This window comes from Paenibacillus sp. FSL H7-0331 (genome assembly GCF_001956045.1).
The window spans coordinates 164,738-179,795 of the sequence record NZ_MRTH01000004.1 but is presented as its reverse complement, the minus strand read 5'-3'; the positions used below and the strand labels follow the sequence as shown (position 1 = coordinate 179,795).

The window sequence follows — 15,058 nt, the reverse complement described above, 5'->3', positions numbered from 1 at the left end:
CTGCATGAATCGACCGAAGCGGAACAGTTACAATTCGATAACTATTATTTCTTTGCCAACAGATCATCGATTTCTTTGGATGCATTTTTCATCGCTTCCTCTGGTGTGATTTTACCGGAAAGGGAGCTCTGGATTTGATTAAATACACTTTGTTTAATTTGGGTCAACTCTGGAATTTGCGGTAAAGGCTGAGCAAAGGCGAGTGCGTCAACAAACGCTTTTGTTTGTGGATCCTGATACTTGGGGTCCTTGGCAGCCGATTTTCTTGCCGAGAAGGTAATGCTGTACTTAGTAGATATTTCAGGCGTTGCCAGAAAATTAATGAATTTCCACGCAGCCTCAGGATTTTTGCTCGAATTGGTAATAGACGTACCCCAACCGCTAAGAATTGTTTTACGGGTTTGATTGGCCGGAACCATCCCAATTCCGAGATCAATGTTCGCATTGGCTTGTTTAATTGGCGCTACATCATAAGCTCCCGACATGTACATACCGATTTTGCTACTGGAGAACAAGTTGCGGTTTGCGATATTATCGTTTTGCAAAATGCTGTTCGGTGTTACCTTATGTTTGGTGGACAGCTCCACATAGAGCTTAGCCATCTCAACGGCAGCAGGCTCATTCAGCATCGATTTGGTGTTGTCGGCGTTAAGAATACTGCCACCATTGGATTGGATCATGTTAAATAATTGAGTTGTTAAATTTCCGAAATTAGTCCCGACCAGGCCAATGCCAAATACGTCTCCTTTCGTTATTTTCTGTGCATCCTCAAGCACCTGTTTCCAGTTTTCCGGTGCCTTGGCGGCATCTATGCCTGCATCTGCAAATAATTTTTTGTTATACAAAAGACCATGTGTTTCGGCACGATAGGGAAGCGTATAAATTTTATCCTTCACTTTGGCCGATTGGATCGAGCCGTCAAAAAAGTCGGTTAAATCCACTTTATCGGTTTGAATATAACCATCCAACGCTTGAAGTCCGCCTATCGTCGCAAACGGAGTGACCCAATCCAGGTTAATATTAATGACATCCGGTCCGTTTTTCTGTTTGAGAGCAATCAAATATTTATCAGACATGCCGTTATCGGGGTTATACTGGGCATTGATTTTGATGTTCGGATTTTTGCTTTCAAATTCTTTGATGACACCGGGAGTAATGGCTTCATTCCAGGCTGCATCCCAGAAAGTCAATTCTACCTTCTTGTCAGCGCTTACACCATTGGCAGCATTATTATCTCCGCATCCGGCCAGAAGCGATCCTAACATACCGATGGCAGCCCCCGTCACACTTAGCTTCTTCAGATTCAACATTGTGGTTTCCCCCTTAGTTTGGTACATAAGTTTTCAAGCAGTACCTGTGGTACTTTTCAAAAATAGACTCCTATTTGATGCCAACCCTTATGCAAATCACTCCTTCCCATGCTTGCCACCTAATTAAAGCGGCATTGGTTTGCCCAGATGATTAATGAAAGCTATTTTACTTGTAACCGTAATCTTTTTTTCGATGATATTATAAATTCCTTCGGCTGCAGCTGCCGGTTCGCTGGGTGCCTCTTCTCCACCCATATCTGTCTTCATCCAACCCGGATGCACGGCATACACGGTTATTCCTTGATCCTGAACGTAATGCCGCAGCCTCTCCGTGAACATGTTCAATGCAGTCTTGGACATACTGTAAGGATAGTTCGTACTGAATGCATTAATAATGGTGCCTGCTTCCGAGGAAATATTCATTATTACTGGTTGGGTGCCTGCACCGATGAGTGGCAGCAAATGTTTGACCACCCGCATAGGCCCGAATGTGTTGATTTCAAAGCTGTGGCGAACGAGATCAAAGTCCAGCTCTTCGATAGTTTTTTCTCTTTCCAGCATAACGGCCGCATTATTGATGATGGCATCCAGAGAGTCAGTCGTTTTGCGGATCTCACTGCTTGCCTTTCTTACTGAATCTTCATCCGCGACATCGATTTCAATCAAATGAACCCGATTGGGATATTGATTATGCAACGAATCCAGCATGGCAAAGGAGTCCGCTGATCTTACGCCTGCGTAAATCGCATATCCTCTATGCAGTCCCTCCACCGCCAAGCAATACCCTAATCCCCGATTGGCTCCTGTAATAAAAATAGTTTTCATGGCTCGCTCCCGACACTTTATTTTAGATTTGGACGCGCGTTTATTTATGGACAAGAAAAACTATTACTATCGGTGCTGTCCCCTGTCTCTATGATGCGCAAATGTTCTTTGTAAACGGATATTTTCAGGATTCATCCCTTTCATTACCTAAACCTTGTGAAAGCGCGTTTATAAATGGGTGTAAAAGAATGAAGCTGTTTACTTACTCTTCTACTCTTTTACAGGATTCTCTTTCGACCAGTTCCAAATCGAGCGTTACTTTTATCGACTCGTTGGCAACACCATTTTCTACAGCCTCAATCACACTTGTAGTAATCCCAGATATAAACTCCTTAAAGTTAGAACGAAACGTAGTTAACGCAGGTTTGTAATAAGCGCTCAGCTTCTGATCATTGATTCCAATAATGGAAATATCGTCGGGAACCTTTAATTGATGATCATTAGCGGCACGAATCGCACCAAAGGCAATGCTGTCATTTGCTGCAAATATCGCTGTCGGTAAATCGGTTGAATTTCTAATCAAATTGTCCATCGCCTCATAGCCGCCGGATTCGTATTGACCATGCATGATCCAATGCTTCTTAACCTCCAAGCCGTGATGCTGCATGCGATTCATAAAACCTTTGAACTTGAAGCTAGCGGAGGCTCTGCTCATTGTACTATTGATAATCCCGATTTTGGTATGGTTTAAACGGACCAAATAATCCACAGCTTGCATAGCGGCCCCTTCATTATCGAGGTTATATACAATTCGGTTAGGCTCACTGCGTCCGGGTAGAACCTGATCTAATATCCCTACGATAAACCCTCCGGCGATCAGCTCCTCAACGATAGGCTCATGATTTTCCGCTCCAATAAATATTCCACCGGCAATACGCTCCTGATAAAACACTTCTTTGACATTTTTTATGTTCTCAGCTGTACTCAAGTCCCGAATTATATAGGCCAGTACATTATATCCAAGAATGGAAGCGTTCTCGATTATGCCTGTAATCAACAAATTGGCGGAAGAATCTTCGCTAAAGTGAGATTGATCGATAAAAAATAAACCTAAAGTTTTGGTCTTTTTGCCAGCCAGAATTTGCGCCGATATATTCGGAAAGTAATTATATTGCTCGATGACCCTCATGACCTTTTCCCTTGTTTTGGCCGGGACATTAGGGTAATTATTGATAACTCTGCTTACTGTACTTCTGGACACACCTGCAATTTCAGCGATTTCCTTGCTTTTAATATCCAAGTTTCTCAAAATGCCATCAGCCATTCCTGTTTTTTGTGGACGCGCGTTTATTCTTGGATTCAACTTATCATATCGATTCATCTCTGTCAATGGGGAACCGCTTTCGTATTTGCGGATTTGGGTGCAGCCCATTTACAGCAAAAAGGGCAGTCGAATAATCGTATTCGACCTGCCCTCGTATTCAATTGATGAGACGGCGTGCGCCCCAATAGTGCTCATCATAATAAGGTGTACCAAAAAAAGTGCTGATTTTCACTTCACGGGTGCCCATAGTTCCCGCCTGAAGAACCTGATTATTGCCAAGATAAATTGCAACGTGGGAAACGCCGCTCGTATAGGTGCCCTGCAAAAATACAAGATCGCCTTTACGAAGATCACCTTTATCTACAGGTGTTCCCATTTGACTCAGCAATGAAGAAGAATGAAGAAGGTCAAAACCGTTTTGATTAAACGCATATTGAACAAAACCGGAGCAATCAAATGCCACATACGGGGTGTCGCCGCCAAACACATAGGGGGTTCCAAGCTGCTTCATCCCTGTCGCAATGATAGCATCCGCTTGGGCTTCCCAGCCCTTTGCTTGCGATCCTGGTAGATTGATAGAAACACCGGCATGCACATTTTGTGGATCGATCTGCGGATTAGCAGCGATAAGGTCCGATACATTCATATTTAACTTCTGTGAAATGCTCCAGAATGTGTCGGAATCTGTGGCAAGGTACGGATTTGTTGATGCCGCGGAAGCTGAAGCTATACCGCCAAATAAAAGACTCCCGGCCAGTACAGTTGAAATGACAAACCTTTTCATGCAATTCCTCCTAAAATTTATTCCTGTCACATACAAAGTCTATCAAAATATAGTAATAGAAAGTATGTGTAAATTATGGAAACCAAACCATGCACAACAAAATGCCGCCAACACACCACGACCGCTGCTCCCCTATTGTGTTTAAAAATGGTATTTATTGACGATATTATTAGTTATTCTCGATGAACATACAACTCTAAGGACTGCTTGTCCGTCTATATTAAATAATGTCTACAAATCGAGTCTGAGAGCCTTTACATATGAACATAGTTTGGTATGATCGGATAAAGGGAGTGTCTATTTGCTATGAAGCTTATGAATAACAAATTTACTTTTCTGCTGGTGCTAGTAAACATGGTATGGTTGGGTGGTTGTTTCTACCATTCGTCAGAACCCTCCATCGCGTCCCTTCCTTCCATACCTTCCCTCCCAACCAAATCTTCCGAGGTGGCCGCGCCTATCATTGCTTCTGCTGTCTTGAGCATACCTGCAGCTGAAACTGCTTTACCCGTACCTGAAGAAGCCCCGGCTCGACCCGAGCCTGAACCTCCAGAGTATATGCTTGAAATTAAAGGGAAGTCCAACCAGCTAACTCCCAAAGCTTTAAAAAGCATGACAGAGTGGCGTGAGAACATAATTACTTTTGCCCGGAAACATCGTGACAGCGTCTACATCAATGGGCCTGACCGAAATAGGGTCGCTCTGACCTTTGATGATGGTCCTGATAACGTCAATACGCCTGCTATTATCGATTCATTGAAGAAATATGGGGTTAAAGGAAGCTTCTTTTTTGTAGGCGAAATGGCCAAAATCTACCCGGGGGTTGTGCGCCATGCATTCGATAATGGAAACCTGGTGTTAAACCACAGCTACAAGCATGACAATTTAACCCAAAAAACCAATCATCAAATTCAAGCGGATCTCAATCAAACTGACAAAATCATTGAGGATATAATCGGCAAGAAGCCTGCTCTGATGCGTTCCCCGTATGGGGATACCGATGAGAAAGTAGTCGCCGCTGCAACCGAAACAGGTCATAAGATCGTTCTATGGTCGATAGATACATTGGATTGGTCTCAGCGAGAAAGTGATAATATTGTTCATAATGTCATCGATAATATTCGAAATGGCGACATTATTCTCATGCATTCCACTTCAAGAACAAACGAAACCGCCAAGGCCGTGCCGATTATGATTGAAGAGCTGCAAAAACGAAATTACGATATCGTTGATCTCGAAACCTTGCTAAATGTGCAAGCATACCAATAATCATCTGGTTATGCATACAGATACAATAAAAACGAGCCTGCTGAAAGACTGCGAGGCTCGTTTCGTATGCAATGGATTCAGCCGCTCCGGTTTCACCCGTACTTATAGGTAATGCCATAGCCGCCTTTTGGATATACCCAAGCGATATTATCGGATGGACAAGCAATCCGACAGGTGCCGCATTCAATACAGTTCTCAAAGGCTACTGTCGTAATCTTTAGCTTTTTCTCCCACTCATAGACGTCAGACGGACAAAAATAATTACAGTCCTTGGTCTTGCAGCTCAAACAGGTTTCCGTTTCTTTAATGACCAAATGGGACTCCGTATCGCATTTATAACGGATCGTAAATAGCTTTTCAGAAACATTACAGCTCATCCGTTCATCGCCCTCCAACCTTTATAGCCTAATTTCATCAGATTCATGGTGCCGCCGGCTGCATCTTTAATTAAATTAACAGCCATTTTCTGTTTATCCGCTTTAGGGATGCCGTCAACTAAAAACATATTATATGCCGCTTCATTTAATGCCCGGGGCAGCTTATCGAATAACAGCTCGGGATTTTGTTCTTTGAGAAATTGGTGCATGCCTTTGTACTTTTTCAAATCCTTGTGTACAAAAGAGCTGCGGATTTTCTGGTCATAAGCGTTCAACGAAGCTGCCGAGAAATCACCTCTGCCTTTAGCTTCAATAATAGCCTCGCCTGCCAGGCGACCCGAAGTCATCGCCAGATTCGTGCCTTCCCGATTTACAAAGTTGACAAGTTGAGCCGCGTCTCCACATACACACCAGCCATTTCCAGAAAGTGGAGGTATCGAATGAAAGCCTCCTTCGGGGATCAGGTGACCCGAATACTCCTTGGTTTCCCCGCCCTGAATTAATTTGCGGATCATCGGATGCTGCTTCACGGCATCCAGGATGGCATAAGGCTTAACCTTTTTGTCCCGCAGATGATTGACCATGACCCCAACGCCTAACGAAATGGTTTCCTTGTTCGTGTACAAGAATCCCATCCCCGCCATGCCAAGCGAGGTTTCACCCATAAATTCAATGGTGACGCCTTCGTCTCCTTCAAGACCGAAGCGATCCTCGATCTTTTCCTTGGGCAAGGAGATGATTTCTTTAACCGCCAGAGAAACCTCATCGGGCTTCCATTCCTTGTGAATGCCCATCGCCTTACCGAGCAGCGAATTTACACCATCCGCTATGACTACGACATCCGCATACAAATTGCCGTCATCCCGATCGGTCTTAACTCCCACTACCCGGTCGCCCTCGCGAATGACATCCAGTGCAACTGTTTCATAGACGGGCAGAGCCCCCGCAGCAACCGCTTTGTCCGCAAACCACTGGTCGAATTTGACTCGCAAGCCGGTAAAACAATTATAGGGCTCCGAATATTTTTCATTCCGATGTCCAAAGGTTACCATCGATTCCTTGCCCATCATCCAGATTCGCTGTTCTACAATATACCGCTCCATCGGGAAATTACGTTCCTTCCAAAACTCCGGGACGAGTTCCTCGATTTGCTTACGATATAATACACCACCAAACAGATTTTTGGCACCGGGAAATTCACCACGCTCAAGCAATACAACAGACAAGCCGGCCCGGGACATCGTTAATGCGGCGGCGGCACCTGCTGGTCCACCCCCAACAATGATAGCATCAAATTTTTCGTTCAAAGCAATCCGCTCCTCACAATAATAGTTCCACTCCTGCATGACGACGAAAAATGATGGCTTCTATACAGATTGTTCCAGATTCTGCTGCCGCGAAAGCTCTTGTGATGCTGCTTCTGTATTCGGTAGTTGAACGCCGAACAGGCTTTTACGTTTTTTGACTTCTTCCGTTATCGCTGGCACGATCTTGAACAAATCTCCCACAATCCCATAATGGGCAAACTGAAAAATCGTGGCTTTCTCATCCCTGTTGATCGCGATAACGATGTCCGAATTGCCCATACCTACTGTATGCTGAACAGCGCCCGAGATGCCGATGGCAAAATACAGCTTCGGCCGGACGGTTGAGCCTGTCTGTCCGACTTGGTGCTCATGCTTGATCCACCCGGCATCTACAGCTGCACGAGAAGCGCCAACGACCCCGCCCAATGCATCGGCCAATTCCTTGAGCATCGCAAAAGGCTCAGGCCCTCCCAAACCGCGACCTCCAGATACGATGATATCGGCTTCCTCCAGATTCAGATTACCTGTATCCCGTATAAAGTCGATTACTTGCGCAGCAATTTCCTCTTCAGGCATCAAGCTCTCGATCCTGATGATCTCAGATTCACGTGTCTCATCCCGTGGCAATGCCTGGAATACGCCGGCACGCGCCGTCGCCATCTGCGGGCGATACTGCTTGCATAAAATCGTTGCCATCATCTTCTCGGAAAAGGCCGGTCGGCTGGCCAGCAGCAGCCGCGAGGGGTGTGGCTCCACGTCCAGCTCCGTTGTATCCGCGGTAAGCCCTGTCGGCAGGTGTGTCGCGATCGCTCCAGCCAAGTCCCGTCCTGTTCCCGTCGCGCCGAACAGCACAATCTCAGGCTTCACCTGATCGATCAGCTTCAGGCAGATACGGCTGTAAGGCCGTGTCCGATATACACCAAGCTCAGGCGCTTCACACACATAAACCTTGTCAGCACCATAATAAGCAGCCTCCTTCGCAAGAGGCTCAACTCCATTGCCGATGACTAGAGCCAGTAAGGGAACCTCCAGCTTGGCTGCAAGCTTCTTACCTTCACCCAGTAGCTGCCAGGACACCTTCTTGGCTTCCCCATCCCTTTGCTCAATGACAATTAATACCCCACGATACGCCGACCAATCTGGCATAGCCCCCGCATCCTGTGTGTCCTTTTTTGGTTCATTGGACATGTTGTCGCCTCCTAAGTCCAGCCTAATCGGCTTGGTAAGTCCCGCTCCCACAGCTGGTCAAGCAGCTGTACGGCAGTTGCCTCCGGTGAATCGCCTGTGATCATTTTCGAGTTGACGGCTTTGACCTCGGGTACCCAGGTTTTGGACACTATCGTTGGCGAGCCTTTCAATCCAATCATCGATCGTTCCAAATCCGGAAAATCGGCCGTCGTCCATACCACCGGCTTGTACCTGGCGGCCCGAATCATCCCTGGCATAGCGGCTCTGCGTACCTTATTCAATTCCTTCAAGGCCGTAATCAGCACCGGCATGCTGGTCTGTACCACTTCAATGCCATCCTCAAGTAAGCGGTGCGCTGTCAGTCTGCGCCTTTCCGTATCGACCTCCACCACCTTACTGACATAGGTCAGCTGCTCCAAGTCAAGTCTGCAGGCTACGCCCGGCCCGACCTGTCCGGTATCCCCATCCAGTGTCTGTTTTCCACAAAATACCAAATCTATGGCACCCCATGTTTCCGCTACCTTTTGAAGTGTCTTGGCTATCACGTAAGAGGTAGCGAGTGTATCCGCACCTGCAAATCCTCGATCCGTTACCAACACGGCCTCATCCGCACCCAACGAGATGCACTGCTTCAAGCTTTTTTCCGCAGGGGGAGGCCCCATAGTGACAACAGTTACCCTTGCACCCAACTCATCCTTAATCCGCAGTGCTTCCTCCAAGCCATGCAAATCATAAAAATTAACAATACTCGGTACCCCTTGGCGTATTAAAGTATTGTTCTTCGGGTCAATTCGAATCTCTCGGCTGTCGGGAACCTGCTTGATACAGACAACAATATGCAGCATACGGCGATCCTCCTAACATGGGTCGGCTTCTAGGCCAATGAGTCGTCAAACCTTTCTCCATTTGTGAAACATCTCACTTACTCAACCGAATGAAACCGATTGCAATAACTAGTACTCTTTTACAGTTTATGCAGACATGGCGTATGAATGATACTAAATTTAACCCCACTCTTTTAAAATTATCTGAATATTATGATAATTAATAATAACGAAAAGGCCCGCGATATACGCGGACCTGCATTTCATAAAGCTATTGTCTATTTAATAAGTCTCTTCTTACACAAACTTCGGCAGCCAATCGCCATGAGCTTCAATAAGATCATCGCACATAGCTACGATATCATCGATAGAAAGCTCGGCTGCCGTATGAGGGTCAAGCAGCGCTGCGTGATAAATATGCTCTTTTTTCCCGGTGGCAGCTGCTTCCAGGGTTAATAACTGCGTATTGATATTCGTGCGATTCAATGCAGCCAGCTGCGGAGGCAGATCCCCTACATACGTTGGCGTCACACCGCTTGCATCAACCAGGCATGGTACTTCGACTATGGTTTCCTTAGGCAGATTCGTAATTAATCCGGTATTCATCACATTACCGCCGATTTTGAACGGATTGTTGGTCTCCATCGCCTCAAACATAAAGGATGCATATTCATGAGAACGGGTATGTCTGAGATTTTTGTTATTGACCAGTTCATCGCGCATGGTTGCCCATCTCTTGATTTGGCGTTCACAACGGCGTGGATACTCATCCAATGGAATATTGAAACGCTCAATCAATTCAGGATAATTTTTCTTAATAAAGTACGGGTGGTATTCGGCATTATGCTCAGAGGATTCGGTCACGTAATAGCCAAAGCGGAACATCATTTCATAACGTACCATGTCTTCGTGCTGCTCTTGTTGTTTCTCACGGGCACGACGCTTGATTTCTGGATACAAATCCACTCCGTCTTTGGTGACTTCCAGCAACCAGGCCATATGATTAATACCGGCTATCTTAGTATGAACGCCTTCGGTATCGATGTCCAAGTCCTTAAATAAGTACGGTATGCACCGTTGAACACTGTGGCACAAGCCGACTGTCTGTACACCACCATAGGTGATCATGGCATTCGTCAGTACAGCCATCGGGTTCGTATAGTTCAGGAACAGGGCATTCGGGCACACTTCATTCATATCCTTGGCAAAATCGAGCATGACCGGAATCGTGCGGAGATTACGAAAGATGCCTCCAATTCCCAAGGTGTCACCGATCGTTTGGCGCAAGCCGTATTTCTTTGGTATTTCAAAATCTGTAATCGTACACGGATCATAACCGCCCACCTGTATCGCATTAACTACATATTTGGCCCCACGAAGCGCATCTTTGCGGTTGGTGTACGCTCGTACCGTGCAGGTGCTTCCAAGTGTCAGCTTTAAATTATTTAACATATTTTCAGAATCTTTGAGACGTTCTTCATTGATATCGAACAATGCTAATTCAAAGCCTTGCAGAGCTGGGGTCATCATGCAGTCACCCAACACATTTTTGGCAAATACCGAGCTGCCAGCACCTAGAAAAGTAATCTTTGACATAAACCTTGCCTCCCAATTGTATGATTTTATTAGAATCCTGCTAATCTTACAGCGAGCTTCATCGCCTGCTCTGTAGCGCCAGGGTCAGAGATCCCTTGCCCTGCAATATCAAATGCCGTACCGTGTGCAGGCGTGGTGATGACAACGGGAAGTCCTCCGCTGACCGTAATGCCTTTATTAAAGCCCAACAGCTTCATACCGGTCTGTGCCTGATCATGATACATACTAACCAGACAATCAAAAGGTTTGGTTTTTAACCGTAAAAAGATAGTATCCGCCGGATAAGGGCCTTCTACGTTAATCCCTTGCTCCTGAGCGCTCACAATGGCAGGTCGAATTTCGTCGATTTCTTCAGTGCCTAACAGACCTCCATCGCCGGCATGCGGATTAAGGGCGGCTACGACAATCTTGGGATTATCGAAGCCTACGCTGGTTAAAGTATCCTGAGCAAAACGGATAATACGGGCAACGCGTTCTTTTGTTACAAGGCTGCTGACTTGTTTTAACGGCACATGGGAAGTTATTCGCGTAAACCAAAGGTCGCCCATCACGTTAATTTCACTAAAGCCTTCCTTGCAATCCAGAAGTGATGCAAAAAAATGCAGCTCATCCTGAAAATGAAATCCACCTCGATGCAAAGCTTCTTTATTGATCGGCGCATAAACAACACCATCCAGCTTTTTTTGCTGTGCAAGCTTCAATACGTACGTTAACGTCTCACCGGTTGCTTGGCCGGAATCTTCCGATAATTGGCCCAGAGAATAAGTATCCGGAGACAGATTGTGTAAATCAATGAAATAAACCTTGTCCTCGCTATCGATTTCTTCGATGTTAGCGATTTTTACATAAGGGACTGATAATCCTGCTACGGATTGGCCTTGCTGAAAAACACGTTCATCACCTACTACAACCCATGTCGCCAATTGACGAATTTCTGCAGATTGGAGCGTTTTTGCAACTAACTCCGATCCGATTCCTGTTGCATCTCCCAAGGTTAAGCCCATTACCGGTTTCTTCTTCATGCTGCCATTCCTCTTCTCTATGAATGTTGTATCCTCTAATTCTATGTTTATTATCCTTTGATAGCCCCCGAGGTCATGCCTGAGATGAAATATCTTTGCAAAAACAGGTAGACTGAAATGCTGGGAATTGCAGCTAATAAGGAACCAGCAGCTACCCAACCGATGTTGGAATTGTTCTCACCGAAAAATGTCGATAAAGCCACAGTGATCGTTCTGTATTCTAATTTCTGCAAGAAAAATACAGAGAATTGATAGTCATTCCAGATCGAAACGCCATTCATGATGATAACAGTAGCCGTAATTGGCATAAGTACCGGCAATAAAATCCGAAAAAACAGTCCAATCCTAGAAGCGCCATCAATCATAGCAGCTTCGTCCAGCTCTTTTGGAATCGTACTAATGAAGCCTGTGAACAAAAAGATAGCCATCGATAGATGAAAGGTAACATGGAGAATCACGATTCCTATATACGTATTCATGGCCCCGATTTCAACAAACATTTTATACAAAGGAACGAGGATCGTAAGCGGTGGCACGATAAGCGCACTTACAAAAAATCCGTACATCCATTTATTGAGCTTGCTTTGATTACGGGCAAGTGGAAATGCCGCTGATGAACCGAGAATCAAGATCAGTGCAATGGATAATAACGTAATGATCGCTGTGTTGACAAAAGCTCTGTCCAAACCTGCAATCTCCCACGCATGAATAAAATTATCCCAATATGCATAACCCGGCATGATCCATTTGGAGCTGGTGTCCAAGGTATCTTTAAATGAGGTAGTAATGAGCACATAAAAAGGAACGATATGCATGAGACCTATTAACGCACCTATGAGGGTATACAGAACGCCTGCACGCTTCATGAGGAAACCTCCTTTTTACGTAATAAATACAAAGAGGTCAAACCAATGACAGATATAAGCAGAAACATAAAATTACCTAATGCGGCTGCGTAGCCAGCGTCCTGATGAGCAAAATATAATTGATAAATCATCGTGGATAATGAAGCGGATGCATAGCCGGGTCCCCCATTAGTTAAAGCGGTTATAACATCAAACAGCTTCAAGCCGCCGATCAGGTTAAGTACAATATTAATCGTAATGGCAGGTGCAAGAAGTGGGAGCGTAATATTGCGGAATTTAGATAACCCCGAAGCGCCATCCATCTCCGCCGCCTCATAATAATCCTTGGAAATGGACTGAAGGCCGGCCAGGAAAATAATCATCGCAACACCCAGGAATTGATAGGTGTTCACCAGTGTAATGATCCATACGTTAAGTTGGGTGTCAGCAAGTAAATTGATCGGCTTATCGCGAAACAATAGAATGATATCGTTAAGTGCCCCGCCGTTAAACTGAAAGAAGAAATACCATATATAACCCATAACCAGAGGACTGACGATAACGGGAAGATAGACAATCGTACGAATAAGGGTCTTTCCACGGATATGGTAGTTGAGCAAGAGCGCATAGGCTAACCCAATGGCATTTTGTAAAACCGTACTGCCAATTCCATAAATCAGCGTATTGACAATTACGGTACCGATTCGATGATCCGAAAGCATTCTTTTATAGTTATCCAAACCGATATACTTGTACAGCTGCGAGTAACCGTCCCAATTCGTGAAAGAGATCATAATCCCTTGAAAAAATGGATAATAAATGAATAACACAAACAGCAGAAGCGCAGGTAAGTACATCAGGTTTATTGAGGATGGGGAATTTATCCAGCGACGTAAACGACTTTTAGTAGTTCCTCTCTCACCTGTTTTACGATACACGGTCTCCACGTTTAATCCTCCTTCATTAAAATAAGACACGAATGTGAAACAGCCTTAATATTCTCGCACCACGCCCGTTGACCCTCATGCTAGACCGCAATCGCCCATGCAGGATATAGAATCAAAAGGCGTGATACGAGCTGAGCATAGTTAGTTTTTGCGTAAACGTTCGACTTCCTGCTTCATATTCGCTGTGTATTCTTTTGGTGTAATTCGTCCCGCAAGCAGCTCAGTTCCTGATTTGGACATAACGCTCCACATTCCATTAGGCAAGTAAACGCGGTCAAAATAAGGGAACACTCGAATATCGGCATATCTTTCATAATACTCGGTCAGGTCATGCTTCGACTCAATACCCTTCAAGCCGGGCTGCAGCTTCGTTACATTGGCAATTTTGGTCATATTGGCTGGTTTAGCAAAGAACTGGAGCAGCTTCTTGGAGTCAGCCATATTCTTGGAGTCTTTCCATATCCCCATTGTAGCCCGTTCTCCACCAGAAAAATTCGGTTTGTCATTCGTCGACATCGATGGAATTGGCATCAATCCGACTTTCATGTCCGGCTTTATTTTATTAACCGCATCGACGAAGGATGGAGCCAGTAATACAAAGGCTACCTTCTCTGCAGCAAATGCAGCCGGAATCTCGCTCCGTTTCGCTGTCAAGAAATCTTCGTTAATCAGTCCACGATTTTTAATATCCAGCAATTTTTCCGGAAGCACGTTCCACTTGTTCCAATCGAAGGTGTTTTTCAACAAGTCTGCTGCCGAATTACTCTCTGGACTGATCAATAAGGAGTTGGCAAAATAGTCAAAGTAGGTGCCAATGGTACTTTCATCGATACCTGATAAGAAAAACGGTGTCGTCTTTCCGCCACTCTCTTTTTTAATTTTCTCAGCTGCAGCTATTAATTCATCCAGGGTTTTAGGCGGCTCCAAATTATATTTTTTGAGCATTTCGACGTTATACATAATGCCGTCCTTGGCTTCACTAAGCGGTAGGACGTATACCTTGCCAGCTTTGTCGGTTACGACATTTTTGATCGTATCGGTCAATTGCTTGGCCCACGGCTCATCTTTCAGATCGGCCAGGTATTCTCCGTAGCGGACTTGCGCCCAGCCATGCGTATCAAATACATCTGGAAGATCATTAGCCGCCATCTTTACCTTCATGTTATTTTCATAAGCCGAGCCCGGGAACTGAATATTCACAGCGATATCCGGGTTCTCCTTGGAGAAATCATTAAGAATTTGGCGATACACCTCTTGTACCGGCTGATCAGCAACATTGCTCATCATAGATAATGTTTTTTTGGCCATACTATTGCTATTACTGCTTTCCTTTCCACTCGTAGGTGCTGGTGCTGGCGAAGCTGATTCAGGACGCTGGGAACAACCGCTTATAGCTACTGCGGATACCAGGGTTAACGCCAAAGATAATTTCCATTTTTTCAACATGTGCCCACCTCTTTAAATTTATTATTTCCTTCACACAAAAATCCTATCACAGTT

At 45.1% G+C, this 15,058-nt stretch carries 14 protein-coding genes; 1 reads left to right on the top strand and 13 read right to left on the bottom strand.

Annotated elements, in window-relative coordinates:
- Positions 1-44 precede the first annotated feature (44 nt).
- From BK127_RS07645 to BK127_RS07630, 4 genes are all read right to left on the bottom strand, one after another.
- On the bottom strand, positions 45-1,310 hold the full coding sequence (locus tag BK127_RS07645; RefSeq protein WP_076229430.1) for an ABC transporter substrate-binding protein: 1,266 nt from the start codon (positions 1,308-1,310) through the stop codon (positions 45-47).
- A 123-nt stretch (positions 1,311-1,433) separates the two neighbouring features.
- Positions 1,434-2,135 (bottom strand): SDR family NAD(P)-dependent oxidoreductase, encoded by a 702-nt coding sequence (locus BK127_RS07640; RefSeq protein ID WP_076229429.1) that lies wholly within the window; start codon positions 2,133-2,135, stop codon positions 1,434-1,436.
- Between the two features lie 202 nt (positions 2,136-2,337).
- Positions 2,338-3,507 (bottom strand): LacI family DNA-binding transcriptional regulator, encoded by a 1,170-nt coding sequence (locus tag BK127_RS07635; RefSeq protein WP_256711218.1) that lies wholly within the window; start codon positions 3,505-3,507, stop codon positions 2,338-2,340.
- A 49-nt stretch (positions 3,508-3,556) separates the two neighbouring features.
- A complete protein-coding gene (locus tag BK127_RS07630; RefSeq protein WP_076229428.1) occupies positions 3,557-4,183 on the bottom strand; it encodes a C40 family peptidase in 627 nt (208 codons plus the stop codon).
- Positions 4,184-4,489: 306 nt separating this feature from the next.
- On the opposite strand from BK127_RS07630, the gene BK127_RS07625 reads away from it, so the two are divergent.
- Entirely contained in the window at positions 4,490-5,452 is a 963-nt protein-coding gene (locus tag BK127_RS07625) for a polysaccharide deacetylase family protein (protein WP_076229427.1), read from the top strand.
- A 92-nt stretch (positions 5,453-5,544) separates the two neighbouring features.
- Here the strand turns inward: BK127_RS07625 and BK127_RS07620 are convergent, their stop codons facing one another.
- The 9 genes from BK127_RS07620 to BK127_RS07580 all read right to left on the bottom strand — a co-directional run bounded on the left by BK127_RS07620 (position 5,545) and on the right by BK127_RS07580 (position 15,004).
- Positions 5,545-5,829 (bottom strand): ferredoxin family protein, encoded by a 285-nt coding sequence (locus BK127_RS07620; protein ID WP_076229426.1) that lies wholly within the window; start codon positions 5,827-5,829, stop codon positions 5,545-5,547.
- On the bottom strand, positions 5,826-7,136 hold the full coding sequence (locus tag BK127_RS07615; protein WP_076229425.1) for an FAD-dependent oxidoreductase: 1,311 nt from the start codon (positions 7,134-7,136) through the stop codon (positions 5,826-5,828). Before BK127_RS07615 ends, BK127_RS07620 begins: the two co-directional genes overlap by 4 nt.
- Before the next feature lie 60 nt (positions 7,137-7,196).
- Positions 7,197-8,324, bottom strand: coding sequence for an electron transfer flavoprotein subunit alpha/FixB family protein (locus BK127_RS07610; protein WP_083689146.1), 1,128 nt, complete (start codon positions 8,322-8,324; stop codon positions 7,197-7,199).
- Between the two features lie 11 nt (positions 8,325-8,335).
- Entirely contained in the window at positions 8,336-9,169 is an 834-nt protein-coding gene (locus BK127_RS07605) for an electron transfer flavoprotein subunit beta/FixA family protein (protein WP_076229424.1), read from the bottom strand.
- Positions 9,170-9,445: 276 nt separating this feature from the next.
- Positions 9,446-10,744, bottom strand: a complete 1,299-nt coding sequence (gene melA / locus BK127_RS07600; protein WP_076229423.1) for an alpha-glucosidase/alpha-galactosidase — start codon at positions 10,742-10,744, stop codon at positions 9,446-9,448.
- A gap of 29 nt (positions 10,745-10,773) precedes the next feature.
- The gene (locus tag BK127_RS07595) at positions 10,774-11,766 is read right to left on the bottom strand and encodes a 4-hydroxythreonine-4-phosphate dehydrogenase PdxA (protein WP_076229422.1); all 993 of its coding nucleotides are present in this window, start codon (positions 11,764-11,766) and stop codon (positions 10,774-10,776) included.
- A gap of 50 nt (positions 11,767-11,816) precedes the next feature.
- Positions 11,817-12,632: a carbohydrate ABC transporter permease gene (locus BK127_RS07590; RefSeq protein ID WP_076229421.1), complete on the bottom strand. Its 816-nt coding sequence runs from the start codon at positions 12,630-12,632 to the stop codon at positions 11,817-11,819.
- A complete protein-coding gene (locus tag BK127_RS07585; protein WP_083689182.1) occupies positions 12,629-13,468 on the bottom strand; it encodes a carbohydrate ABC transporter permease in 840 nt (279 codons plus the stop codon). The genes BK127_RS07590 and BK127_RS07585 overlap by 4 nt, the downstream gene beginning before the upstream one ends.
- Before the next feature lie 231 nt (positions 13,469-13,699).
- Positions 13,700-15,004 carry an ABC transporter substrate-binding protein gene (locus BK127_RS07580; protein ID WP_076229419.1) on the bottom strand — a complete coding sequence of 435 codons (1,305 nt, stop codon included), beginning with the start codon at positions 15,002-15,004 and terminating at the stop codon, positions 13,700-13,702.
- Positions 15,005-15,058: the final 54 nt, after the last annotated feature.

Coding starts and splice junctions, on each gene's coding strand:
- BK127_RS07645 (WP_076229430.1), bottom strand. CDS start 1,310: ATGTTGAATCTGAAGAAGCTAAGTGTGACGGGGGCTGCCATCGGTATG.
- BK127_RS07640 (WP_076229429.1), bottom strand. CDS start 2,135: ATGAAAACTATTTTTATTACAGGAGCCAATCGGGGATTAGGGTATTGC.
- BK127_RS07635 (WP_256711218.1), bottom strand. CDS start 3,507: ATGGGCTGCACCCAAATCCGCAAATACGAAAGCGGTTCCCCATTGACA.
- BK127_RS07630 (WP_076229428.1), bottom strand. CDS start 4,183: ATGAAAAGGTTTGTCATTTCAACTGTACTGGCCGGGAGTCTTTTATTT.
- BK127_RS07625 (WP_076229427.1), top strand. CDS start 4,490: ATGAAGCTTATGAATAACAAATTTACTTTTCTGCTGGTGCTAGTAAAC.
- BK127_RS07620 (WP_076229426.1), bottom strand. CDS start 5,829: ATGAGCTGTAATGTTTCTGAAAAGCTATTTACGATCCGTTATAAATGC.
- BK127_RS07610 (WP_083689146.1), bottom strand. CDS start 8,324: ATGTCCAATGAACCAAAAAAGGACACACAGGATGCGGGGGCTATGCCA.
- BK127_RS07605 (WP_076229424.1), bottom strand. CDS start 9,169: ATGCTGCATATTGTTGTCTGTATCAAGCAGGTTCCCGACAGCCGAGAG.
- melA (WP_076229423.1), bottom strand. CDS start 10,744: ATGTCAAAGATTACTTTTCTAGGTGCTGGCAGCTCGGTATTTGCCAAA.
- BK127_RS07595 (WP_076229422.1), bottom strand. CDS start 11,766: ATGAAGAAGAAACCGGTAATGGGCTTAACCTTGGGAGATGCAACAGGA.
- BK127_RS07590 (WP_076229421.1), bottom strand. CDS start 12,632: ATGAAGCGTGCAGGCGTTCTGTATACCCTCATAGGTGCGTTAATAGGT.
- BK127_RS07585 (WP_083689182.1), bottom strand. CDS start 13,468: ATGTACTTACCTGCGCTTCTGCTGTTTGTGTTATTCATTTATTATCCA.
- BK127_RS07580 (WP_076229419.1), bottom strand. CDS start 15,004: ATGTTGAAAAAATGGAAATTATCTTTGGCGTTAACCCTGGTATCCGCA.